Source organism: Bdellovibrio sp. HCB185ZH (genome assembly GCF_047302455.1).
In the GTDB taxonomy this organism is placed as follows: Bacteria; Bdellovibrionota; Bdellovibrionia; order Bdellovibrionales; family Bdellovibrionaceae; genus Bdellovibrio.
The window spans coordinates 609,517-631,383 of sequence record NZ_CP178624.1 but is presented as its reverse complement, the minus strand read 5'-3'; the positions used below and the strand labels follow the sequence as shown (position 1 = coordinate 631,383).

The following is a 21,867-nucleotide window of genomic DNA, read 5'->3' as shown; positions in this document are numbered from 1 at the left end:
AAATGTTATCGAGTTGCGAATCATTTGACAAGACCTTGATCGAACACCAAGCTAATTCAGTGACGAAACTTCCAATTTCTCTTGTTGTGATTGCCTTGAACGAAGAAGCCCATATCGACCGCTGCATTCGTTCCGTTCCCTTTGCGGATGACGTCGTTGTCGTAGATAGTTTTTCGACGGATCGCACCGTGGAGGTTGCTGAAAAAGCAGGCGCTCGTGTCTTCCAAGAAAAATGGCGCGGATTCGGTCCTCAGAAAGCTTTTGCGGCCGAACAAGCAAAGAACCATTGGATTTTGTCCCTCGATGCCGACGAAGCATTAAGTCCAGAACTGGCTTCTGAAATCATCTCTCAGTTTTCTTCATTAAATCCCGATGCAGGCTACCTGTTTCCTCGCAAATCTTTCCATATGGGGCGCTGGATAATGCATGGAGGGTGGTATCCTGACTACCAACTTCGTCTGTTTAATAAATCCCAAAGTCGTTGGAATTCCGCTAACGTACATGAAAAGGTCGAAGTAAAAACTGTCCTAAAAATGCAGTCACCATTGCTTCACTATGTCTTTGATGACCTCAGTGATCAGGTTGTCACCAATGATCGCTATTCAAGCCTTGGCGCCCGGGAGCTTCAAGCGAAAGGCAAAAGCTTCTCATATCTCAAGATGCTCTTTAAACCCTTTGGAAAGTTTGTCGAAACCTACTTTGTGAAAGCAGGATTTTTGGATGGCCTTCCAGGTTTTGTTATCGCAATCGGAGCCGCTTATTCGCTATTCTTGAAGTATGTAAAACTCTGGGAGCTCGAACGTGTTAAAGAAAATACTTAAACTTAAAGTCCTACTTTCACTATTATCTTTAACTGCAGCGACATCCTGGGCGGCGCCCAAATACCCCGCAGTCGAGGAAATCCAGGGCTCTGTGAGTCTGACTGGTAAAGACGGCGGCAAAGTAAAGCTCACCACCAAAACACCCCTTCAAGAAAAAGCACTTTTTGAAACCTCGGAAGATTCTACTGTAAGAGTTGCGCTCGATGGAGTTCGCCACTTTGTGGTTCTTCCAAACAGTACGGTCTTATTGCCAACTATCAGCTGGGAGGGTGGGGAAGCCCCCGTTTTAACCCTGCGCTCGGGGAGTGTTCGTTGGGTGCAAAAAGAATCTGAAAAGCCCAGCTACAACACGGTTTTGCGCACAGATCTTTACGAATTTCTTCCACCAGCGGGAGATTTTATTTTCCATATCGATAGCCCGAAAGCCTATGGTGAAGTGAAAGTTCTAAAGGGCTCCATCGAGTTTTCAGCACTGAACGGTGAAACCACGGCACAGGCAAAAACTGGAGAGCAAGTTGGATTCCAAGGAATGGTCGAGGGCGGAGAGATTGCCTATGACGTTTTGCTAAAAGGTAAAAAAATCCCCCGCGGTAATCTTACGCCGGTGACAAAGATTAGTGACAAAGAGCTCGCATCCTTTGATGGGGCCGAGAAAAAGCGCCAGGCGCAAGCCGCACAGCTGGCCAAAAAACACCAAAAGGCCACTCAGGCCGCAAAAAAATCCGGAGCGATTTGTTCCAATCCGAGCGCCCGTTTTAACGAGTGTTCCTGGGTCTGTGTGGGAAATCCCAAGGCAGAGAAAAAGCAGTGTCTGTTAGCGAAGTCAGGCGTTTCTTGCCAACGCCACCGCTGTAACGCGAACGGTGATTGGGCCGAAGAAACTCTCTTAAATGCGCAAAATGCGAGCATAAACTGTAAGGCGCAACCCGTCGTAGCCCCTTGTGATTATTAGACTTTAAAGAATTTTAAGATTCCACCTTTTTCCAACTTGCACTTTACCCTGGGAAGCTCTATAAAAGACCTTCCTTTGTGGTGGCCGTAGCTCAGTTGGTAGAGCATCGGATTGTGATTCCGAGTGTCGCGGGTTCAAGCCCCGTCGGTCACCCCAATTTTTCTTCTTTTATAAATCCCAAAAAATCAAATAGCAGTATCTTCACGCGACGCACGCGATGATTTTTGCCATAGCTCGATTCGTTCAAATAGCAGGCCTTTGCCCAGTCCCGCCAGTGAGATCGTCGAGATTTAGACCTCCGTTCCTTAAAATCCTTCTCAAATCAGAAATTGGCCCCCACAATTTAAGAAACTACTGAGGATATCATGAAAAGATTTTTGATATTTGCGGCTCTGTTTCTAATGTTGGGTGCCCAGGCAAACGCTATTCCTGAACAAGCCCCGGATGAGCAGGATGAATCGGTAGTTGAAACCATCGAGATCAGCGATGCCATTCGCACACTCCTAAAAAGTGATGCCACTCTCTCGGCCAGCGCTCAAAACGTCGGTATCTTCGAAAAACACAATTGTATCATTCTTAAAGGCTCCGTTAAATCCGCTGAAGAGCAAACCAAGGTTGGCAAAATTGCAGAACAAGCCAGTCCCGGTATGAAAATCATCAACGACACGAAAGTTCGCTAATCCAACTGGTACAAAGGATTGTTTGTACGGTCTGGTCGAGACATCTGTTCGACAACAGCACCGCAGAACCCATATCCTGATATCAGCAAGACCCTCAGTTTCAGTACATTGGAGCAAGCAACAATGAGTAAAACAGCTGCCACTTCCAAAGCCTCAAGAAAAAATCAAACGACCATTCCCGCTCGAGTGCGTAAAGCACTAAGAATCGCCAAAGGTGACACTCTTCTTTGGACGATCAATGGCGATGAGGTGTCGATCAAAATCATCGGTAAAGTGAATGTCGACTGGACAAAAACTTCTGAAATGTCTCTTCTTGAATGGACAGACAAAGAAGAAGAAGTGGGCCTGTAGGGCTCACTTTTTATTACGATTCCTTTTTAGCCGTTTCAAAATACAGAATGGAAAGTGTCAGTAAAGCCGGCAGAATGATCGCTACAGCCAGGGGGTTGTTTAAAGGATGATCATGGTAAGAAGAAAACTCTAAAGCATTTAAACTGATCTGCTGATAAAATCCATACAGACATCCTAATAAAGCCGCAGCTTTATACCCACTCAGTCTGCGATTGATCACAAAAAGTCCCGCAAGAACTAAAATATAATAATTAACTGCATGAAGGGTAAAGGCAGCTGTTCTTATCGCCAGCGTGCTCGCCTCGCCATACTTTTCATCCCATTGGTGGAATCCATAAACCACCACGACGCTGCAAACTGCAATGATTGCCATAGTAATGCCGAGTGCAGTGAGAATATGAAGCAGCTGATTTTTAATATCTAAAATGTTCTTTCTCACGGCTGCTCCTTCATTTTCACTTCCTGTAAAGTGCCGCCGAATTTAAATTTATAAAAGACCAATCCACCAGAATCGCCTCTGTAGGCAATAAGAACCTGATAATCGTCTTTACCCACATAGGGTAAGTCAGCTGGTGCCAAGTGACTTTTGTATTCTTGGGGAACCTTTTCGGCTTCGAGATAAAAGTCTCCGCGAGCTTGTCCCTCGGGCGCAAAGCCAATAGCTTTAAAGTCGGCGGAGTATTTGTTGTACTCCTGATAAAAAGCCTCTTCAGCCGTGATAAGGGAAGCAAGATTCGTTTTAATCTCGCTCAATCGTGCCTTATCGACCATATCGGTCCCATAAATTTTCCACCACAGAAACGACATAACTGCACAGATTAAAATCAAAGCGACAGCAGTCTTAATATTCTTCGAACTAAACATCAGTGAACGTCCTTGCTCCCAGTGTGTTGATTCAAAAATCCTTTAATTGAATTCCAGAATTTCGGAAACTCTTCCAAATCATTATGATGACCGCGATTGATTTCCACAAACTGGGCCTTCTTGGAAATTTCGGAAAGTTCTTTTCCCTGAGTGAATGGTATCACCTCATCTTCATTTCCATGAAGAATTAAAATCGGCACAGAGACTTTCGTAATCCACTCAGAACTCTGCATGGGATATTTCATCAGAAAAGCAGGGAGAAGTGGAAAGCGATTCTTCGCCATGGCAGTTAAACTCAAGTAAGGTGTTTCCAGAATCAAAGCTTTCACTCGGGGATCACTTCCCAAAAAAACTGCAAGTCCAGAGCCCAGCGAGCGACCAAATAAAATGATGTCGCCTGTCTGATATCTTTCCTTTGCTTTAGAGAGCGTCGCTTCAGCTATTCGTAAAAGCTGCGCCTGCGAAGAAATTTTCCCACTACTTTTGCCATATCCCGGATAATCAATCATCCACACATCAAAACCGGTCTGCTCAGAAAGGGCCTGTCCCACTTCGCCCCAGCCCTCCAGACTTCCAGCATTGCCATGGAAGTAAACGATCACACCTCGAGGCTGTGCAGTTTTCAAAAGCAAACTGTGAACACGGTCCTCGCCAGACTCTATGAAGATTTCTTCGAAGGAAATATTAAAGGGAAATTTAAAGTCATCAGGGATGGGGGAGGGAAAAAATATCAATTTTTCTTGTTTGAAAAATACCAAAGCGAGAATCCCAAAATAAGAGACCACACTGAGGGCGATGATTTTAATCAGATAACTTTTTAAAGTTGAGGCATCCACCGAGAACATAGGAAAAGTATATCCTAAGTCTAAGTCAGAAAATTTTGAAATCTTATTTGTCTGTTGGATTCACTAGCTTTTGTTCCAAAATAATATCTTCGGGCTTTTTAGTGCCACCCACCAGATCTTTATGGAGTTGCACTGCTATCTCTCTTAAGTGCTGTTCTAAAACGACATTAAAGATTGTCTCTTCAGGGATTTGAAAAAGCTTAGCAAGATCTTTTAACACAGGAATAGGTGGTTGAGATTTGTCGCGTTCCCAGTTCGAGATGAACTGTCCATTTTTATAACCCAAATAGTCCGCAACATCTTTTTGAGACAAGCCTCTGACTTTTCTACAATGTGCGAGGAACCCACCGCAGGTAACCATGAAAAAACCCCTAAACATTATTCTTTTATTTACCGAAATATCACCGTACCGAAGTTTATACAAACTAAAACATGTTTGAGCAAAATACTTAGAGGAATTACATGAACTTTTCGTATCGTCTCATCTACACCCTCGGATCAAAAACCCAACAAGAAATTGACTACGTTAATAAATGCTTTCGCCTCTGGGCAGAGGAGTTCGGCGCTGATCTAGCGTCTCGGGGTGCTAAGTTAAATCACGACGAATTTCAACGCGCCCGAGTCATCGCAGTTGTTTGTAAGGATGACGAAGTAGTAGGCTTCCATCTGTATTCTCCCTTCGATTTGCGCGAAGACAGTAGTCGCGAACATTCCTACATCCGTGCAATCCCAGATGACGTAAAAGTAAAACTCAGAGAACACCAAATTAACTCATTCATGGCAATGGAGTACCTCACAGTTGCGCCAGCCTACCGATCCCGCGATGCGGGAGGACCTAAAGTGGCAGAGCTTATCATTCGCCTGGGTCTTAAGGTGATGAATGAGCTGGGAGTTGATGCCGCCGTCGGCATCGCACGCGTGGATCGCAAGGTGAACTTCCTCGGGGAGATCATCGGCTTTTCCGAATTCGCACAAATCACGAAATACAATAATCAATGTGCCGTCATGGTTTTCGGTAAACAAAACAAACTCATCGAATCAGATGAGTTCACCAAAAGAACCGTGGATGCACTTTGGAGTGAAAAATATCAACCCCGAAAAATTGCAGCCTAAAAGGAGAACGTATGAAATCAAACGAGTTTAATGAAAAGGCCCACTCAAAAGTAAACGAGCTTTGCAAAACAATCGAAGCGCTTCCTTGGGAAAATGTCAGATTTTACAATTCCTGGTGCGCGCAAACTCACAATTTCGTGGGGCACACTTCGATCTTTCTTAACCTTTGCAACGAACGACTTCCCAAAGATCACCCTCTGAAAGCTCAATTCGAACACCATATCGAAGAAGAAGTGGGTCATGAAAAAATGAGCGAAAACGATCTTAAGTTCATGCATGCCGAAGGTACGAAGGTGTTCGAAGTGACAAAAGCTTTCTGGAAGACCCAGTACTATTGGATTAAAGAAGTCGGTCCGACCGCTCACTTGGGTTATTCGCTTTTGCTGGAGGGTTTGGCTGCCAAATCCGGTCCAAAAATTTTAAAGCGTGTAAAAGCCGCGGGTATTCAGGGGTATACGTTTCTTAAAGTCCACGCTGAAGAGGACACAGAGCACTTTAACGACGCGCTCAAAGCCGTTGCCAAGGTTTCTGATAAAGAGCGCGAGCACATTTATCAGAACCTCTGTGAAGGCATGGATATGTATATTAGGATTATGAATGAATGTGTGCGTGAGTCAGTGCAGTTAGCATCGTAAAACGCTCAAGGGCGGCAACGCCCACAATCGTGTCCCCTGCGTTGACGGGGGACATGAGTTTGATTTCCACATCCGACTCATAACGACCTTGGGAGCGAATTTCTTTGACCTTATGTACTGGGAGTCCCGGGCGGAACGGGTGTTTGTTTAAACCCATAAAAGTCGAATAAGCCATTTTCTGAATTTTTGCGGAAATACCCGTGTCGCGATCGTAAAGGTTCCACCACTGTTTTGAAAACATCACGTCAGGCGCATAAGAAGAGTAATCAAAAAGCTCTGGATTAAAGAACAAGCGTTTGGAATCGCTTCCGTAAATTTCGACGATGTCTCCATCCTGAATTTGTTCAATAAACGCGGGTGGCACCGAAACATTCAAGCGAGACAGATAGTAACGGACCAGGTCTTTTGTATTCTTGGGATTGCCGTTGTGAGCGATGAAATCCATCATCAGATTGGACCATCTGCGAATACCGTCAAGCAAAGACAGTTTCTCCACTTCGCTCAAGGAAAAAAAATGATCATCGAATCGATAAGACAGATAAACGCGTCCTGTGGCTTTCAGGGCGTCTCTTAAAAGCAGTCTTGCAGCTGCATACTGTTCAGTCATGCTAGGCTCATTCTCTTCAAGGTTCGCTACACGTTCCAATTCCATTCCCACTATTTACCCGATCATCAGGCCGTTAAACAAATATTTTGTAACAAAACTGGCAAACTCCCGTCGGGCTCCCTCTAGATTCACCACTTTCTGATGGATTGCCTGTAATAAATGCCTGTTTGTTTTTTACTCAGGCACGCTTTTGGATTCACTTAAAAGGGGAATAGGAAAACCTAGCATGAAAAAGCATATATTGGTTTACGCATTCATAGTTTTGACAGTTGGCTGCCAACCTTCCAAAGACGGCACCTTATTGACTCATTATGAGACAGATCCTTTTGCGGGAAAAACCCAGGAACGACAGGATGCAACGGTCCTCAAAGTGGATGGCAAGCCCCCTCAAGGCTACGATACCACCGTGACTGAATCAACCCCAGAGGAAGATTCAGCTGGCATGTCCTCTTTTAATGAGAAAGCCATGGCAACGGTTTATGATGCTATTGTTCGCCTCAGAATGGATATCGCCGGAACGATGGAACCTGGTGAGGATTTAAAAGCTCTAGAGAAGCTTCTGCAAAGTAAACAAAGTGCAGAAGGACTCGATATTCTGAAAGCAATCGAAACTAAAAAACTATCCCTCGATTTTCAGTTAACGGACGAGGAAAAGTCAGGACCAGATGTCGAGATAAAAATTATTGCCCAAGCCTTTAAACAATTGGCTTCCGCAAAGGGTCTGGATGAGGAATCTCAAACCTCAATCTCTAAGGCGATTTTAGCGCGTTCAAAAATGCTGGCTCCTTCTGAATCACAAAAAAGTCTGGCGCAAGTAAACGGACAACTTCTCCAAGACAAAATGAATGCTTTGATCGTGGCAGCAACGACTAACAAAACCGCAGCTTGCGCCGCGATGCCAACTTTTTCCGGAGCCATCACTAATTTCTATGAAGACACTCAATATTCATTGCCATCTTTGATCAAGAATAAAGTAAAACACGTCAGAGCAGAGCTCGCAGGATCAGAAAAGTGTCAGCTTTCATATGCCTCTCTTTTATCAGTTGTTGATATGATCACGTTTGATCTTGGTTCCTTGGAGCTTTATCTCACTCCGAAAAACACCTTCAATTGGGAAAACTTCGAAGACTATAAAATTCAAGCTCCGCTTCAAGAGGCGGTTGCGATGGTCAAGGCCGGCAAAGAAATCGGCACAATTGCAACGACGGATGTGGTTTGCAAACTCGATGGTGGTGAGTTGGATATTCAACAATATCCTTTGAAAATCGAGAAGGCGAGTAACCAGCGAGGTGTCACAGTTTCTTTCGTGGCAGAAAAAGGCAAAGTTCCTGATTTTCAAAAAATGAATCTGACGAAAATAGAACCAGATACTTTGGTTCTGGCTGTGAACGTCATTCCGGGCAGTGCAGCGGATTTTCAGTTCACGTTTTTCAATTCCAAAATCAATGCAAACTCGACCATCAAATGTGGTCTAGCGAAACCTTAGTAAGCCCTGCCGGGACTCCGGCAGCAACCGATCTCCCGGCAGATTGATCTGTCGGGAACCCGGCAACCCACACGTCAAATCTAATATAAGTTACTTTTACGCCGATTTTTCGTGGCATTCCCTGTGCTTTATAGAAGTTCATCAAGTCAACAACAGGAGGACTTATGAAAGCACAATACCAAACATTCATTGGCAACAACGTTCAAAACAATCCCGAATCAAACACTTTCGCAAACATCGTCGCCCTTAAAGGACTCTGCGAGCGCGACACTGTTCGCCACTTGCAAGCTGTCATCCATGATTACTACCCACAAGTTATGGGCTGTTCAGCACTTGATTTGTCTTCAGGGCAGGGGGTGGCAGCAATGACTTTGGCAGAGCTTGGTTTCAATGTGGCGGCATTTGATATGAACCGTGATTCCATTGCGATCCTCCAAAGAATCGCTTGGCAGCAAGACTTAAACATTTATTTCGGAATGGGTGGCATCTTGCAAATTGAAAAACTGCAAAAAAAGTTTGACCTGATTCATGAGTCAGACTGCTTAGTGAAAATCCCCCATGATTCTGATCGTAAAGCGTTCTTGGCTGCAGTTCAAAACACGTTGGTACCCGGTGGTAAATTCGTTATTAGCACTTCCGTATTAACTGAAAACTATGATGTGAATGACAGCTTTGAATCTATCCGTATGGATGCGGAGCATATCGTATGGCGCCAAACACCAGATGCCGAAGCGCCTGGTGTGATTCAAGATGAGGGTAAAAACTGGGTTGCGCAAAAAAGGCTCTCAACACCCGCTGAAATCAAGCTGGAAATGATGAATGCAGGTTTTGAAGTTTTAGAAGAACAATTGACAATTCACCCTGGTAACAATCCCGGCACCCTTCGCATGGTCTTAGCTAGCACTTCCCAGTGCTAGCATTCTTCCAGAGGAATTTATGAAAACCACTCTTGGAATTTTATCCGCGCTCCTTTTAATTTTATCGGGATGTGCTCCACAGTCGAGCACAAAACCGTCTCCACCATCTCGCACATCAAGATTTGTCTATGTGCTGAATTCCGGCGAAAACACAATCGCCCAGTTCCAGTTGAACACCGAAGGAAGCTTGGCGCCACTTGTAACTCCAAAAGTTGCGACGGGATCCTGCCCGCGAATGATGGTGATTGATAAAAAGGGGGAGCATGTCTACGTAGGAAATTATTGCGATGACACGATCTCTCAATTTCAAGTGGGCCCCGATGGAAGCTTAAGTGAAATTGCGACCCCGGTGGCAATTCCCTCGCTAGCGGAAGCTATGGTTCTGTCTCCCGATGGCAGATTTATTTATACAACTAGCTTTCAGGATGGAAGCATTTCTCGATACCAAATCGCCACGGATGGCACTCTTTCTTTAGTCGGAGTGACTTCTCATCCAGACCTTCCGCTGAATTTGGTATTTTCGTCCTCAGGCAAATATGCCTATGTGGCAAGTCTCGGTATTGATGATATCACACAGTACGCCGTGCAGGCAGATGGAAGTCTTTCGCTTTTATCTCCCGCAACGGTTCCAACTCAAAGCTGCCCCTCTGGTCCCTTGGGAGTAAAAACGCTTCAAGGCCAAGAGTACGTATATGTTTTAAGTTGTGCAGGCGCGCACATAGAGAACTATAAAATCAATCAGGACGGGACGCTGAACTCCATGGGAGTCGTTTCAACGGGACTATTTCCCTTAAACTTTGCGTTTTCCTCCGCGAATGTTTATACCGCAAATATCGGTGATGGCAGCATCTCATCCTACACCATTCAAAAGGACGGGGGGCTTTTGCATCTTTCTGAAACTTCCATTCCTTCAGGCCTTGCCCCCGAGAACGTAGAGATTGATGATTTAAATAACGAAGTCTACATCCTGGATTCGTTTTCGAATAAAATTTTAAGATACACGGTAAACACCAATGGCACTCTAAATGCGGAACCAAATTTATTGATTGGTTCAGGCATTGCTCCCACACGCATCGTATTCAAATAATCACCGCTCTTCAGATGATGCTTTTTTATGATAGCGGATTTCTTTCGTCATTAGAGTCTGAACTTAATTCTGGGGCTGATGTTTCTCATTAGCCACACGATGAATAAAATTAGAAGTGGAGTCAGAGCATTCGGAAATATCTCTCGCAATTTTCTCTCGAGAAATTCCACGAGCATCTAACAATGAAACTATCAAATCCGAATATTCTTATTCTGCATTACGAAACTTTAAGATGCGTCTATTCTACCTTTCGTTAGGTGGGGAATGCGTATGAACTTTTTTGTTTCCGTTGCCGTAGGCATGCTAGTGGTTTTTCAAGCTTTCAAGTTGTTGGGACCACTGCCCGAAAAGATTCACAGCAAATTAAATTCCGAACTCTCCGTTAGAGAGCGAAATATGCAAGTCGCAATGACCGATGACTTCGCACCCAGAATGTCCTATGCTCAGCCAGCAAGGGCCATTGCTTCAACCGGAGGTTTTGATTCTTCCGTCAGCGTGAATCCAGTGGCAACGCCGATTCGTCGATGGCCCGAAGTTAAGCACACCAATAAACCCCTGGTGACGTTCGAGCGGTACATCGCTCATCAAAAGAAGTTGAAGAAACATAAGCGCACCGCTGCAAGTTCGGCTGCCATCAAGAAAGTAAAACTAAAGAAATTTCAGCAGGCGAAAAAGCCTGCATTGAAACGCAATCAAAAGGTCGCAAGCTCCGCCACTCGCGTGTAGCAGTCTGAGACGTTTCCGCTGTAAAGATTGGGAACATGTCGTGTTTCCAGTCGATTTCTTGGAAATTCATTGTGGAATCAAGGCCTTTTGATTGCGATCGAGTAAAAGTCACTCAAATCTTGGCCACTCGAACTCCAATTCAAAGTGCTTTTAAGGGTGGTCCAAGCCTTGCTTTAAAGAATCTTATCACGGGGGAATTATGAACATTCAGATTTTAGCTGTAGTGGGAGTGATCTTATTTTCATCCTCAAGCTTTGCTCGCAACGATTTTGGTTCACTTATCGAGAATTCAAATAAAGAAGGGCAGGCTGTTCAGCAAAAGGTGAAGAGAGCAGTAAGCTCAAACCAGGATTTTCAGGCCGATGTAGTGTCTGCGAAAAGAGTTCGCGCCTATAATCCTGTAACTTATAATCCCATGGCCTCGTCGGATGGCGACGTTGAAGTGATCGTTCACCGCGACGCCGATCAATAGGCTATTTCACATCAATGAAATACACGCGATTTGTACTCATCTCAGGAATACCAATCACTTTTAACTCCGCCGAGTAACCAACATCTGCAATATGCGAAAAACCCTGCGCCCAAACGTGGGGTTTCTTTTTTTCGTCAAAGCGAAAAATACGTCCCCCCATCCAGTCCGTGCCAAACATATATTTTCCAGCTTTGGTAATTCCATCCATATTGCCCAAAGCATCTCCCGTACCCATAGAGATCTTCTTAGTTTTCATATCAATACCCCGCAGATAGCCTGGGCGAGATGTTTTAGAAGTTGCCGTATCCACAATCGGTCCCCAAGTGATCACGTACATTTTATTTCCATCAATCTCAAGGCCATTTGGAGTGTCCAGCTCCGGCGATTCCACCCAAACCTCTGCCTTTTCCATGCCTTTTTTCCAGCGGTAGATTTTGTTGGCGGCCATATCCGTCACATAGACAGATTGATCTCGAGTGTCGCACACAGAATCATTCGGGAAAACCACGCCCGGCATTTCGATCTTTGCAATAATGGCCGCTTTATCGATATTCACTACGACAATGCCATCGCGATCCACAATATAAAGATCTTTGCCCAAGTGGCAAATCCCACCAGGCGCATGGAAACCCGCCTGCACCCAGCGCGGATGAGTCACCTTACCATTCTCATCCAATCGAGTGATCCAACCATAATTGTCCTTAGCTAGAATATCAGGCCCACCCATACTGCTCACAAACCACGCGCGAACCTCAGGCACCCAATGAACCGACTCAGGAGAGTCATACACTTCCGAAGAAGGTGCTTTTGAAATATCAATCCCTGGAGGAGTTGATGTCGCTGTCTTTGCGGGCTGGCTTTGGCAAGCGCAGATAAAGAGGCTGGCTGCAGCAGTGAGAAATAAAGAATGAAGAGATTTATTCAAAACAAACTCCCGAAAAGTGATTGATAACCTCATTCTACAAAAATCACTTTGAACTGCAAATGAATGTCTGTGCACCAACACAATTTGCCTGGACGCCCCTCAACATTACGGTGTCCGCACTCCGCATGGGATCATCCAATACATCCTTCTTTACAGAGTCTGCTCTTTGCTATGGGACCATCGCACCGTTCAATCACTCAAAGGAGATCTTTATGAAAGAGAAAAAGTTAAACCACGCAATTAAGTGCTTATTAGCTGCTGCCGGCATTCAAATCCTAACCCTCGCATACAGCGTTGTTATGATTCTCGATGCCCGCGCCCAGATATTAGATATGATCAGTAAAGACCCCACACTCTATGCAACTGTAAAAGTGCCCTCAATCTTCGATGCATCTGCGCTGATGGCAGCATTGATCGTTGTTGCGGTCTATTTCGTAATTCACGATTTAAGAAAAGGAAAAGGCTGGGCCTGGGTGGGAGGTATCACAGTGTTTGCGCTGTCTCTTATGACTTTCGCATTCCCGGTGGCCATCTATGGTTTGATCTGTCTCTTAGACGAAAGAGTTCGTACAGAGTATATCGCTGAACTTGATGTTGCGATTTAAATAAAAAAAAGAGCAGGCAAGGCCTGCTCTTTTAATAATCTCTTTAAAGAGATTAGTGGCTCTCAGAGTGCTCAGTCTCAGTTGTTGTCTTAGTTGAGCCGTCTGTGTGTTTCTTAGTTTTCTTCTTAGATTTCTTTTCCATTTTAGAGTTGTCACCTTTAGCTTTGACTTCTTCTTTTTGAGTCGTTGTCTCAGTGCCAGTGATTGGATTTTTAGAAGTATCAGTTGAAGAGCTGTGTGATTCACCCTCAGCCATTGCCAAGTGACCAGTGAAAATCATAGATGCTGCTAGAACTAGAACGTGCTTTTTCATGTATTATCCTCCTTGTGGATATAAATAGGGCACGGTCCGATATTGTCAGGAGCCAGCGTAAAACCTGATTTACAACCAAGTAAGGTGTTGGAATACATAGTTCAATATAAGAGAAACCCTAATAAAGTGCCTTTAGGTTCAACTCCTTGGTATTTCTGCCTATATATTAGGGCCCTCTTTTTCAGCATGAAGCGCTGCGGAGGTGATTTCTGCCTAATAACTCAGCATAAAGTGCACTTTTTTGCCCGATTAAGCTGCAAACGAAAATAAAATAAAAACCCCTTGCGCGGTTTGGGGATTGAGCCTATAACTCAGCCTCACCGCCGCGATGTTTGAAAAACCAAGCATAAACAGCTGATCTAACTTATTGATTTGTATTCAATATGTATCGTTTCGCTGGCAGCAGTAAACCCGAACAATTTTCTGAATTTTTTAATTTTAAAAAATTTGAGAAAAAAGTTTGAACGGGTGTTGACAAGGACTTCGGTCTTCGATACAACCGTCTACCTCGTCGCTAAGTAACATTAACGATGAGAAATGTTTCGCTCTTTGAAAACTGAATAGCTAGAAGAAATAGATTTTTGGGCTCTTTGAATACTGGGTAACTAGTATTCACAATTTCAAAATTAAATATATTCGAACAAACATACAAGCGTAAGCTAGTAGTTTGATTGATACAGAATTTAAACTGGAGAGTTTGATTCTGGCTCAGAACAAACGCTGGCGGCGTGCCTAATACATGCAAGTCGAACGGGGAAAGCTTTCGGGTGAGTACTAGTGGCGCACGGGTGAGTAACGCGTGGATAATCTGCCTTAGAGTGGGGGATAACGAATCGAAAGATTCGCTAATACCGCATAAGACCACAAGAACTGCGGTTCAAGGGGTCAAAGGTTTTTCGCTCTAAGATGAGTCCGCGTAAGATTAGCTAGTTGGTGAGGTAATGGCTCACCAAGGCAACGATCTTTAACTGGTCTGAGAGGATGATCAGTCACACTGGAACTGAGACACGGTCCAGACTCCTACGGGAGGCAGCAGTAGGGAATATTGCACAATGGAGGAAACTCTGATGCAGCGACGCCGCGTGAGTGATGAAGGCCTTCGGGTCGTAAAGCTCTGTCGCAGGGGAATAACACAATGAATGTACCCTGTAAGAAAGGATCGGCTAACTTCGTGCCAGCAGCCGCGGTAAGACGAGGGATCCTAGCGTTGTTCGGAATTATTGGGCGTAAAGCGGGTGTAGGTGGCTATGTAAGTCAGGTGTGAAAGCCTGGGGCTCAACCCCAGAAGTGCATCTGATACTGCGTAGCTTGAGTGCTAGAGAGGATAGTAGAATTCTTGGTGTAGTGGTGAAATACGTAGATATCAAGAGGAATACCGGTGGCGAAGGCGGCTATCTGGCTAGACACTGACACTCAGACCCGAAAGCGTGGGGATCAAACAGGATTAGATACCCTGGTAGTCCACGCCATAAACGATGGATACTTGTTGTTGGAGGTATTGACCCCTTCAGTGACGAAGCTAACGCGTTAAGTATCCCGCCTGGGGAGTACGGTCGCAAGATTAAAACTCAAAGAAATTGACGGGGGCCCGCACAAGCGGTGGAGCATGTGGTTTAATTCGATGCAACGCGAAGAACCTTACCTAGGCTTGACATGTACTGGAATATTGGCGGAAACGCCGTAGCCCGCAAGGGTCGGTACACAGGTGCTGCATGGCTGTCGTCAGCTCGTGTCGTGAGATGTTGGGTTAAGTCCCGCAACGAGCGCAACCCCTGCATTTAGTTGCCAGCATTCAGTTGGGCACTCTAGATGGACTGCCGGTGTTAAACCGGAGGAAGGTGGGGATGACGTCAAGTCCTCATGGCCCTTATGCCTAGGGCTACACACGTGCTACAATGGTAGTCACAAACTGAAGCGAAGTCGCGAGACGGAGCAAATCGGAGAAAAGCTATCTAAGTTCAGATTGGTCTCTGCAACTCGAGACCATGAAGTTGGAATCGCTAGTAATCGCGGATCAGAATGCCGCGGTGAATACGTTCCCGGGCCTTGTACACACCGCCCGTCACACCATGAAAGTTGGTTGTACCAGAAGTCGCTGCGCTAACCGCAAGGAGGCAGGCGCCCAAGGTATGGTCGATGATTGGGGTGAAGTCGTAACAAGGTAGCCGTAGGGGAACCTGCGGCTGGATCACCTCCTTTCTAAGGATTATGGTGATCGGCATTTCAAGCTTGTCTTGAAAAAAGCAATCACAATCTTAGGTCAACTCACTCTTCCCGAGTGGGTGAGTCCCAAAAATCTTTTCTAGCTGTTTAGTTTTGAAAGAGTGAAAACTCTTATACGCATCTAACATGGGCCAGTAGCTCAGTTGGTTAGAGCACACGCTTGATAAGCGTGGGGTCGGAAGTTCGAGTCTTCCCTGGCCCACCAACTTTCAACAAATTGAGTTGGTCTGTTAGAGGTGAATAAGAGAGTTTCGCGTTTTTTAGGTTTTCGTTCTTTGACAATTGAATAGATTGATTTAGTTGATTTTTAGCGAGGTTAGTTCCATTTTTTAAAGCTACAAAGGGCTTACGGTGGATGCCTTGGCACTAAGAAGCGATGAAGGACGTGGTAAGCTGCGATAAGCTTCGAGTAGTGGCACACACACTTTGACTCGGAGATCTCCGAATGAGGAAACTCATCATTTTATGATATCATTCACTGAATACATAGGTGTCTGAAGCGAACGAGGGGAAGTGAAACATCTCAGTACCCTCAGGAAAAGAAATCAATTCCGAGATTACCCTAGTAGTGGCGAGCGAACGGGTAACAGCCTAAACCTTAATCATTTATTTGATTGAGGGGTCGTGGGACCGCGATGTGGGACCGGAGAGTATAGAACAACAGTCTGGAAAGTCTGGCAAGATAGGGTGATAGCCCCGTGTTCGAAATGCTCAAAGGCTCTAGCGGCATCCCGAGTACCACAAAACACGTGAAATTTTGTGGGAATCTGTGAGGACCACCTCATAAGGCTAAATATTCCTTAGTGACCGATAGTGAACAAGTACCGTGAGGGAAAGGTGAAAAGAACCCCGAGAGGGGAGTGAAATAGAAACTGAAACCGTAAGCTTACAAGCAGTTAGAGCCCCTTACGTGGGTGATAGCGTACCTTTTGCATAATGAGTCAGCGAGTTATGTTTGCAAGCGAGATTAAGCCGTTGAAGGTGTAGTCGTAGCGAAAGCGAGTCTGAATAGGGCGTTTAGTTTGCAGGCATAGACCCGAAACCCGGTGATCTAATCATGGACAGGTTGAAGCGAGGGTAACACCTCGTGGAGGACCGAACAAGTTGAGGTTGAAAACTCTTTTGATGATCTGTGATTAGGGGTGAAAGGCCAATCAAACTGGGTGATAGCTGGTTCTCCCCGAAATATATTTAGGTATAGCGTTGAGTAAAAAGTATCGTGGAGGTAGAGCACTGAATGGGCTAGGGGTCTTTACCGGATTACCAAACCCAAATAAACTCCGAATGCCACAGATATGTTCCTCAGCAGGCAGACGCAGGGTGATAAGGTCATGCGTCGAGAGGGAAAGAGCCCAGACCAACAGCTAAGGTCCCTAAATGCACGCTCAGTGGAGAACGTTGTGGAGTTACTTTGACAACTAGGAGGTTGGCTTAGAAGCAGCAATCCTTTAAAGAAAGCGTAATAGCTCACTAGTCTAGTGACTCTGCGCGGAAGATACAACGGGGCTAAGCGTGTTACCGAAGCTTTGGATTAAGATATTTTATATTTTAGTGGTAGGGGAGCGTTCTAGCGTAGGATGAAGGTTGACCGGTAGGACAGCTGGACGAACTAGAAGTGATCATGCTGACATAAGTAGCGTTGAACTCGGGTGAAAAACCCGGGCGCCGAAAACTCAAGGATTCCTGGGTAAAGATAATCTTCCCAGGGTTAGTCGAGTCCTAAGATGAGGCCAAGTGGCGTAATCGATGGCAAAACGGTTAATATTCCGTTACCTAGCAAATTGTGTTTAAGGAATGACGGTATAGGCTATCTCAGCCTCTTATTGGATTGAGGTGTAAGCGTGTAGGTGGTGTCGTAGGCAAATCCGCGGCACATAACACTGAGGCGTGAATGCGAGGATCTTTGATCCGGAAGTGAGAAAAGCCATGTATCCAAGAAAAGTTTCGTAAATTTAGATTTGTTAGCTCGTACCGTAAACCGACTCAGGTGAGTGGGGTGAATATCCTAAGGCGATGGGGTGAATTTTGGTCAAGGAACTCGGCAACTTAACACCGTAACTTCGGGAAAAGGTGTGCCCGCGAGAGTGTAAGGATTTACTCCCCAAGCTTTTTCGGGTCGCAGAGAAATGGGAGTAGCGACTGTTTATCAAAAACACAGGTATGTGCAAAGTCTCAAGACGAAGTATACATACTGACGCCTGCCCGGTGCTGGAAGGTTAAGAGGATTAGTTAGCGTAAGCGAAGCTGAGAATCGAAGCCCCAGTAAACGGCGGCCGTAACTATAACGGTCCTAAGGTAGCGAAATTCCTTGTCGGGTAAGTTCCGACCTGCACGAATGGCGTAACGACTTCTCCGGTGTCTCGACCAAATGCCTCGCGAAATTGAATTCTCGGTGAAAATGCCGAGTACCCGCAGAAAGACGGAAAGACCCCGTGAACCTTTACTGTAGCTTGGCAGTGATTTTAGAGTTGGCATGTGTAGGATAGGTGGGAGACTTTGAAGCAGGGGCGCTAGCCCTTGTGGAGTCAACCTTGAAATACCACCCTTGGCACCTTTGAAATCTAACCTGCTCCTCGTCACGAGGAGAGGGACACTGTCTGGTGGGCAGTTTGACTGGGGCGGTCGCCTCCCAAAAAGTAACGGAGGCGCGCGATGGTCCCCTCAGCCTGATTGGAAACCAGGCGTCGAGTGCATTGGCATAAGGGGGCTTGACTGCGAGACCTACAAGTCGAGCAGGTGCGAAAGCAGGCCAAAGTGATCCGGTGGTCCCGCGTGGAAGGGCCATCGCTCAACGGATAAAAGGTACTCCGGGGATAACAGGCTTATTCCATCCAAGAGTCCATATCGACGATGGAGTTTGGCACCTCGATGTCGGCTCATCACATCCTGGGGCTGGAGCAGGTCCCAAGGGTTTAGCTGTTCGCTAATTAAAGTGGTACGCGAGCTGGGTTCAGAACGTCGTGAGACAGTTTGGTCCTTATCTTCTGTGGGCGCATGAAATTTGAGTAGACCTGTCCTTAGTACGAGAGGACCGGGATGGACGAACCTCTGGTGTTCCTGTTGTTCTGCCAAGAGCAATGCAGGGTAGCTATGTTCGGAACTGATAACCGCTGAAAGCATCTAAGCGGGAAGCAGACTACAAGATTAGATTTCACTGGGGCTTCGGCCCCCTAAAGACTCCTCGGAGACTACGAGGTTGATAGGCGGAAGGTGTAAGTACAGTAATGTATTCAGCTGATCCGTACTAATAGGTCGTGAGGCTTTTTTAAAAAAATATTCTTCTAACTTTAAGTTACGAAGATTTCGTCTCAGTGACTTCTCTTAAATGAGAACGAGAGACTAGCTCTCTGAATAAGTAAGAGAGTTAAAACTTGGAACTAACAACGACTCGCTAAAAATCAATTAAATCAATCATTCAATTCTCTGAAATAAAAAGTAACTTCTCCATTTGGATTGGAAGTAAGTTGCAAAGAAGAACGACGAAGTATAAACGTACTTCATCTTTGTTTTAATAAACGCTTTGCTGGTGTTTATAGCAGAGGGGCCACACCTGATCCCATTCCGAACTCAGAAGTTAAGTCCTCTTGCGGCGATGGTATTGCATGGGCGACCATGTGGGAGAGTAGCACGACGCCAGCTCTTTTTTTACTCGAACCCGGTCTGGAAACAGATCGGGTTTTTTTATGCCTTTTTGTCAAACAAGTTCATATTTGTTTTGACCTCGAATTAAGTTTATTTTCCTATCAAAAGTACGGTCGAAAATATCAAAATAAGTCGTTCAAAGTGAGACCGCTGCCATGGTTAAGTTATTGAATTGACGACGTTTATTAAAAATAGTCCAGTGGCGAGAGCTTTTTGTCAGCCGCCATGATATCCTAATACAAATCAAAGACAGGAATTTCTTCCTGTTCGCTTTTTTAAGTCTTTTTTCCGCACGGATTCAAAAAAAGATCTCCCAGAGGGTCATCTGGGACACGGGAAATGAAAACTGAATAAACGACAAGAAAGGTTCATCCTAAAAGGTGCTTTATGCCATATGCATATCTTGCGGCGGCAATTGTATTTGAGATCTTGGGAACAATCGGTATGAAATACGCGGACGGCTTTACTCGGCTGATTCCGTCGGTATTAATGGTTCTCTGTTTTGCTATTTCTTTCTTCTGTATTACTTTTGCTTTGAAGACTCTTCCGGTCAGTCTGGTTTATGCCATTTGGGCTGGTGTTGGTACTGCCATCATGGCAGTCGTGGGTCTCGTCATATTTAATGAACCACTTCCGATTCAGAAAGTGGTGGCGACCTCTCTTATCATTCTCGGTGTGGTGATGTTGAACTTCTCCGGTCAGCACGCAGGTGAACAAGTTGCTGCTGAAACGGAAGTAAAAGAAATGAAAAGAGTTCCCTCAACAACAGTCGTGAATCCTTCTTCGGTGGAAATGCCAGGAAGAGCGGCTTTGGTGAATCGAAACTCTGGTTAAAGTAAGAAACAGCAAAATAGAAAACAAAAAAAGACCGAAGTTTCCTTCGGTCTTTTTTTGTTTTCACAAACAGTAAAAATAAATGTTGTGGTTCGCGTTCTGCACTGTGAAATCAATCAATGTGGGTGTTTTTCGTCGTGACTGTGTTTTTGTTCTTCGAAGAATTCTCCGAGGCGGTCGAAGGGTGTTTCGGTTCTTGAGGCGTACTGCAGAAAGCTTAATATGAGTTTTCTGAGGCGTTCACTTTGCTTTTCATCTTTTAGCTGATCATCTTTGTCGAAGGCGGCTTCGGCGAAAGCTACACCAAAATAATCGGGATATACGAAGGACTTTAATACATGCAGCGGCACTCGGCTGTGGAAGTTGCCTTTAATCGCCGCAAATTGGCTTATAGACGCTCCAATCAGCAGGATCTGCTTTGACTCGAGTGGAACCGGTTTAAGCCTTGAGAGCCAATCTATGGCGTTTTTAAAAGGGCCTGGAATGCTACCGTTGTACTCGGGTGAGGAAATGATGATAGCATCGGCTCCAGAAATTTTTTCGGCGAGCTTATTTACGGCATCTGGGATTCCTTCTTCTACTTCAAGGTCGCCGTCGTAAATGGGCATGGGGAACTCGTTGAACTCGCAGAGTTCAACTTCTGCACCGGGGAATTCTTCGGCGTAGGATTTGGCGATGCGGATTAGTTTTTTATTAAAGGAGCCTTTTCTTAAGACGGGAGCGAAGCAGAGAATCTTCATTGCAGCGTCCTTTCGTTAAGTTCTTATTTGAACCATCATTCACGGCTTTTATATTTTCGCTGAAAGACACCCTTGCGATAAGAAATCATAGCCTGTCATTGTTAAGTTACATCTCGAACAGTGTGAAAAAGTGGGGGGCATTTTTTAAGTGTGCATCCAGTGAGTTGGCTTGAAACATAAGAATTGAGGCGATTTATTAAAGATTCGTCTGCAAAATCACGCGGTCCACATGCTGGGCTGAGTCAGCGCCGTGGGGTTCTGTAATGGATGGAAACGATGGAGTTTCCCAAGTAAAAGGTTATAGGTGGTCGAGCTAGCAGATCTTAATGATGACCTACTAGCCGAGAGCTAAACGATTCAGTTTAGTTTTTTAGAATAGATTTTTTTAATTCAGCGACGCCGTCGTCGGCTGGTTTGCCTAGCCAAATTGCGAAAACATTCTGAATGAAACCAGCAGAGCCCTTGATTTCAGTGACAGTCCCCGATGTTGTTTCATAAGAGATTTTTTCAGAGCCATCTTTCATACGAGAGCCAAGAATAGTTAGAGATTTGCCTTCTTGTGCTTCTCCACCTTTGGAAACGGCATCCAGGAATTGTTTGATCGAGCTGTCTTCTAGATTCACAGAATTCGCGGCTAAAGCTTCCTTGAAAGATTTTTGAACATTGGCTGCGTCGACAGCTCGTAGGAAATGAAGCTGAATGGCGATGGCTTTCTGATCTTTCACTGAAGTCAGCGCTTCACCTTTATTAAATTTTGCCACATCCGAAACAAACAGTTCGCCGATGTAAACCTTTACATTCACGAATACGACTTTCTTGGCACGAAGTCCTGCGCCGACTTCGGTGAGTTTCACATCTTCACCATCTACATTTGTAGTGGCAGAGGAGGACAATATTACTTTCTCCATTTTTTGTGTGCCGGCTTCGGCTTTCAAAAGGGCAGCATTAGCATTTAGAGACAATAAGGATGCGATGAAAGATAAGATGATTGTTTTCATAGCATAATGATTCGATTTGCGAATGAATATG

At 45.1% G+C, this 21,867-nt stretch carries 22 protein-coding genes, 2 tRNA genes and 3 rRNA genes; 18 read left to right on the top strand and 9 right to left on the bottom strand.

Features of this window, described 5'->3' with window-relative positions; genetic code table 11:
• Positions 1 to 2: 2 nt before the first annotated feature.
• The 5 genes from ACLSU7_RS03165 (at position 3) to ACLSU7_RS03145 (ending at position 2,804) form a co-directional block, all read left to right on the top strand.
• Positions 3 to 821: a glycosyltransferase family 2 protein gene (locus tag ACLSU7_RS03165; RefSeq protein ID WP_413294104.1), complete on the top strand. Its 819-nt coding sequence runs from the start codon at positions 3 to 5 to the stop codon at positions 819 to 821.
• A complete protein-coding gene (locus tag ACLSU7_RS03160) occupies positions 802 to 1,773 on the top strand; it encodes a hypothetical protein (RefSeq protein WP_413294103.1) in 972 nt (323 codons plus the stop codon). The genes ACLSU7_RS03165 and ACLSU7_RS03160 overlap by 20 nt, the downstream gene beginning before the upstream one ends.
• A gap of 80 nt (positions 1,774 to 1,853) precedes the next feature.
• Positions 1,854 to 1,929: transfer RNA gene (locus ACLSU7_RS03155), tRNA-His, on the top strand.
• A gap of 209 nt (positions 1,930 to 2,138) precedes the next feature.
• Positions 2,139 to 2,453, top strand: coding sequence for a hypothetical protein (locus tag ACLSU7_RS03150; RefSeq protein WP_413294102.1), 315 nt, complete (start codon positions 2,139 to 2,141; stop codon positions 2,451 to 2,453).
• A gap of 123 nt (positions 2,454 to 2,576) precedes the next feature.
• Positions 2,577 to 2,804, top strand: a complete 228-nt coding sequence (locus ACLSU7_RS03145; protein ID WP_413294101.1) for an AbrB/MazE/SpoVT family DNA-binding domain-containing protein — start codon at positions 2,577 to 2,579, stop codon at positions 2,802 to 2,804.
• Positions 2,805 to 2,817: 13 nt separating this feature from the next.
• Here the strand turns inward: ACLSU7_RS03145 and ACLSU7_RS03140 are convergent, their stop codons facing one another.
• From ACLSU7_RS03140 to ACLSU7_RS03125, 4 genes are read right to left on the bottom strand one after another with little or no spacing between them, the layout of a single operon-like run.
• Positions 2,818 to 3,243 (bottom strand): hypothetical protein, encoded by a 426-nt coding sequence (locus ACLSU7_RS03140; RefSeq protein ID WP_413294100.1) that lies wholly within the window; start codon positions 3,241 to 3,243, stop codon positions 2,818 to 2,820.
• Positions 3,240 to 3,668 carry a hypothetical protein gene (locus ACLSU7_RS03135; protein ID WP_413294099.1) on the bottom strand — a complete coding sequence of 143 codons (429 nt, stop codon included), beginning with the start codon at positions 3,666 to 3,668 and terminating at the stop codon, positions 3,240 to 3,242. Before ACLSU7_RS03135 ends, ACLSU7_RS03140 begins: the two co-directional genes overlap by 4 nt.
• Entirely contained in the window at positions 3,668 to 4,513 is an 846-nt protein-coding gene (locus ACLSU7_RS03130; RefSeq protein ID WP_413294098.1) for an alpha/beta hydrolase, read from the bottom strand. The genes ACLSU7_RS03135 and ACLSU7_RS03130 overlap by 1 nt, the downstream gene beginning before the upstream one ends.
• A 43-nt stretch (positions 4,514 to 4,556) precedes the next feature.
• The gene (locus tag ACLSU7_RS03125) at positions 4,557 to 4,826 is read right to left on the bottom strand and encodes a helix-turn-helix transcriptional regulator (RefSeq protein ID WP_413294097.1); all 270 of its coding nucleotides are present in this window, start codon (positions 4,824 to 4,826) and stop codon (positions 4,557 to 4,559) included.
• Between the two features lie 149 nt (positions 4,827 to 4,975).
• Here ACLSU7_RS03125 and ACLSU7_RS03120 point away from each other — a divergent pair, with 149 nt between their 5' ends.
• Entirely contained in the window at positions 4,976 to 5,626 is a 651-nt protein-coding gene (locus ACLSU7_RS03120; protein WP_413294096.1) for a hypothetical protein, read from the top strand.
• Between the two features lie 11 nt (positions 5,627 to 5,637).
• Positions 5,638 to 6,261 (top strand): iron-containing redox enzyme family protein, encoded by a 624-nt coding sequence (locus ACLSU7_RS03115; RefSeq protein WP_413294095.1) that lies wholly within the window; start codon positions 5,638 to 5,640, stop codon positions 6,259 to 6,261.
• Here the strand turns inward: ACLSU7_RS03115 and ACLSU7_RS03110 are convergent.
• Positions 6,218 to 6,913: a hypothetical protein gene (locus ACLSU7_RS03110; RefSeq protein WP_413294094.1), complete on the bottom strand. Its 696-nt coding sequence runs from the start codon at positions 6,911 to 6,913 to the stop codon at positions 6,218 to 6,220. The two genes, ACLSU7_RS03115 and ACLSU7_RS03110, sit on opposite strands and share 44 nt — an antisense overlap.
• 181 nt (positions 6,914 to 7,094) lie before the next feature.
• Between ACLSU7_RS03110 and ACLSU7_RS03105 the strand changes: the two genes are divergently transcribed.
• From ACLSU7_RS03105 to ACLSU7_RS03085, 5 genes are all read left to right on the top strand, one after another.
• Positions 7,095 to 8,354, top strand: a complete 1,260-nt coding sequence (locus ACLSU7_RS03105) for a hypothetical protein (protein WP_413294093.1) — start codon at positions 7,095 to 7,097, stop codon at positions 8,352 to 8,354.
• 164 nt (positions 8,355 to 8,518) lie between these two features.
• Positions 8,519 to 9,271: a class I SAM-dependent methyltransferase gene (locus ACLSU7_RS03100; RefSeq protein ID WP_413294092.1), complete on the top strand. Its 753-nt coding sequence runs from the start codon at positions 8,519 to 8,521 to the stop codon at positions 9,269 to 9,271.
• A gap of 19 nt (positions 9,272 to 9,290) precedes the next feature.
• Positions 9,291 to 10,358, top strand: a complete 1,068-nt coding sequence (locus ACLSU7_RS03095) for a lactonase family protein (RefSeq protein WP_413294091.1) — start codon at positions 9,291 to 9,293, stop codon at positions 10,356 to 10,358.
• Positions 10,359 to 10,628: 270 nt separating this feature from the next.
• Positions 10,629 to 11,084: a hypothetical protein gene (locus tag ACLSU7_RS03090; RefSeq protein ID WP_413294090.1), complete on the top strand. Its 456-nt coding sequence runs from the start codon at positions 10,629 to 10,631 to the stop codon at positions 11,082 to 11,084.
• A 199-nt stretch (positions 11,085 to 11,283) separates the two neighbouring features.
• Positions 11,284 to 11,556, top strand: coding sequence for a hypothetical protein (locus ACLSU7_RS03085; protein WP_413294089.1), 273 nt, complete (start codon positions 11,284 to 11,286; stop codon positions 11,554 to 11,556).
• Position 11,557: 1 nt separating this feature from the next.
• Here the strand turns inward: ACLSU7_RS03085 and ACLSU7_RS03080 are convergent, their stop codons facing one another.
• Positions 11,558 to 12,481 carry an SMP-30/gluconolactonase/LRE family protein gene (locus ACLSU7_RS03080; protein ID WP_413294088.1) on the bottom strand — a complete coding sequence of 308 codons (924 nt, stop codon included), beginning with the start codon at positions 12,479 to 12,481 and terminating at the stop codon, positions 11,558 to 11,560.
• Positions 12,482 to 12,693: 212 nt separating this feature from the next.
• Here ACLSU7_RS03080 and ACLSU7_RS03075 point away from each other — a divergent pair, with 212 nt between their 5' ends.
• Positions 12,694 to 13,086: a hypothetical protein gene (locus tag ACLSU7_RS03075; protein ID WP_413294087.1), complete on the top strand. Its 393-nt coding sequence runs from the start codon at positions 12,694 to 12,696 to the stop codon at positions 13,084 to 13,086.
• A gap of 52 nt (positions 13,087 to 13,138) precedes the next feature.
• Here the strand turns inward: ACLSU7_RS03075 and ACLSU7_RS03070 are convergent, their stop codons facing one another.
• On the bottom strand, positions 13,139 to 13,399 hold the full coding sequence (locus ACLSU7_RS03070; protein WP_413294086.1) for a hypothetical protein: 261 nt from the start codon (positions 13,397 to 13,399) through the stop codon (positions 13,139 to 13,141).
• 685 nt (positions 13,400 to 14,084) lie between these two features.
• Here ACLSU7_RS03070 and ACLSU7_RS03065 point away from each other — a divergent pair.
• The 5 genes from ACLSU7_RS03065 to ACLSU7_RS03045 all read left to right on the top strand — a co-directional run bounded on the left by ACLSU7_RS03065 (position 14,085) and on the right by ACLSU7_RS03045 (position 20,098).
• Positions 14,085 to 15,598, top strand: a 16S ribosomal RNA gene (locus ACLSU7_RS03065).
• A 152-nt stretch (positions 15,599 to 15,750) separates the two neighbouring features.
• Positions 15,751 to 15,827: transfer RNA gene (locus ACLSU7_RS03060), tRNA-Ile, on the top strand.
• 123 nt (positions 15,828 to 15,950) lie between these two features.
• Positions 15,951 to 18,891 (top strand): 23S ribosomal RNA (locus tag ACLSU7_RS03055).
• 253 nt (positions 18,892 to 19,144) lie between these two features.
• Positions 19,145 to 19,261, top strand: a 5S ribosomal RNA gene (rrf, locus tag ACLSU7_RS03050).
• Together the 16S, 23S and 5S rRNA genes with 1 tRNA gene alongside form the textbook arrangement of a ribosomal RNA operon.
• A 390-nt stretch (positions 19,262 to 19,651) precedes the next feature.
• A complete protein-coding gene (locus ACLSU7_RS03045; RefSeq protein WP_413294085.1) occupies positions 19,652 to 20,098 on the top strand; it encodes a DMT family transporter in 447 nt (148 codons plus the stop codon).
• Positions 20,099 to 20,214: 116 nt separating this feature from the next.
• On the opposite strand, the gene ACLSU7_RS03040 is transcribed toward ACLSU7_RS03045, so the two are convergent.
• Together ACLSU7_RS03040 and ACLSU7_RS03035 are read right to left on the bottom strand one after the other, a co-directional pair.
• Complete coding sequence (locus ACLSU7_RS03040; RefSeq protein WP_413294084.1) at positions 20,215 to 20,838, bottom strand: NADPH-dependent FMN reductase; 624 nt, start codon at positions 20,836 to 20,838, stop codon at positions 20,215 to 20,217.
• A gap of 362 nt (positions 20,839 to 21,200) precedes the next feature.
• The gene (locus ACLSU7_RS03035) at positions 21,201 to 21,836 is read right to left on the bottom strand and encodes a chalcone isomerase family protein (RefSeq protein WP_413294083.1); all 636 of its coding nucleotides are present in this window, start codon (positions 21,834 to 21,836) and stop codon (positions 21,201 to 21,203) included.
• Positions 21,837 to 21,867 lie beyond the last annotated feature (31 nt).

Bases quoted from the DNA above. Each gene is read 5' to 3' on its own strand.
- ACLSU7_RS03165 (WP_413294104.1), top strand. From the start codon at position 3: ATGTTATCGAGTTGCGAATCATTTGACAAGACCTTGATCGAACACCAA.
- ACLSU7_RS03150 (WP_413294102.1), top strand. From the start codon at position 2,139: ATGAAAAGATTTTTGATATTTGCGGCTCTGTTTCTAATGTTGGGTGCC.
- ACLSU7_RS03145 (WP_413294101.1), top strand. From the start codon at position 2,577: ATGAGTAAAACAGCTGCCACTTCCAAAGCCTCAAGAAAAAATCAAACG.
- ACLSU7_RS03135 (WP_413294099.1), bottom strand. From the start codon at position 3,668: ATGTTTAGTTCGAAGAATATTAAGACTGCTGTCGCTTTGATTTTAATC.
- ACLSU7_RS03130 (WP_413294098.1), bottom strand. From the start codon at position 4,513: ATGTTCTCGGTGGATGCCTCAACTTTAAAAAGTTATCTGATTAAAATC.
- ACLSU7_RS03120 (WP_413294096.1), top strand. From the start codon at position 4,976: ATGAACTTTTCGTATCGTCTCATCTACACCCTCGGATCAAAAACCCAA.
- ACLSU7_RS03115 (WP_413294095.1), top strand. From the start codon at position 5,638: ATGAAATCAAACGAGTTTAATGAAAAGGCCCACTCAAAAGTAAACGAG.
- ACLSU7_RS03110 (WP_413294094.1), bottom strand. From the start codon at position 6,913: ATGGAATTGGAACGTGTAGCGAACCTTGAAGAGAATGAGCCTAGCATG.
- ACLSU7_RS03105 (WP_413294093.1), top strand. From the start codon at position 7,095: ATGAAAAAGCATATATTGGTTTACGCATTCATAGTTTTGACAGTTGGC.
- ACLSU7_RS03100 (WP_413294092.1), top strand. From the start codon at position 8,519: ATGAAAGCACAATACCAAACATTCATTGGCAACAACGTTCAAAACAAT.
- ACLSU7_RS03095 (WP_413294091.1), top strand. From the start codon at position 9,291: ATGAAAACCACTCTTGGAATTTTATCCGCGCTCCTTTTAATTTTATCG.
- ACLSU7_RS03090 (WP_413294090.1), top strand. From the start codon at position 10,629: ATGAACTTTTTTGTTTCCGTTGCCGTAGGCATGCTAGTGGTTTTTCAA.
- ACLSU7_RS03085 (WP_413294089.1), top strand. From the start codon at position 11,284: ATGAACATTCAGATTTTAGCTGTAGTGGGAGTGATCTTATTTTCATCC.
- ACLSU7_RS03075 (WP_413294087.1), top strand. From the start codon at position 12,694: ATGAAAGAGAAAAAGTTAAACCACGCAATTAAGTGCTTATTAGCTGCT.
- ACLSU7_RS03070 (WP_413294086.1), bottom strand. From the start codon at position 13,399: ATGAAAAAGCACGTTCTAGTTCTAGCAGCATCTATGATTTTCACTGGT.
- ACLSU7_RS03045 (WP_413294085.1), top strand. From the start codon at position 19,652: ATGCCATATGCATATCTTGCGGCGGCAATTGTATTTGAGATCTTGGGA.
- ACLSU7_RS03040 (WP_413294084.1), bottom strand. From the start codon at position 20,838: ATGAAGATTCTCTGCTTCGCTCCCGTCTTAAGAAAAGGCTCCTTTAAT.
- ACLSU7_RS03035 (WP_413294083.1), bottom strand. From the start codon at position 21,836: ATGAAAACAATCATCTTATCTTTCATCGCATCCTTATTGTCTCTAAAT.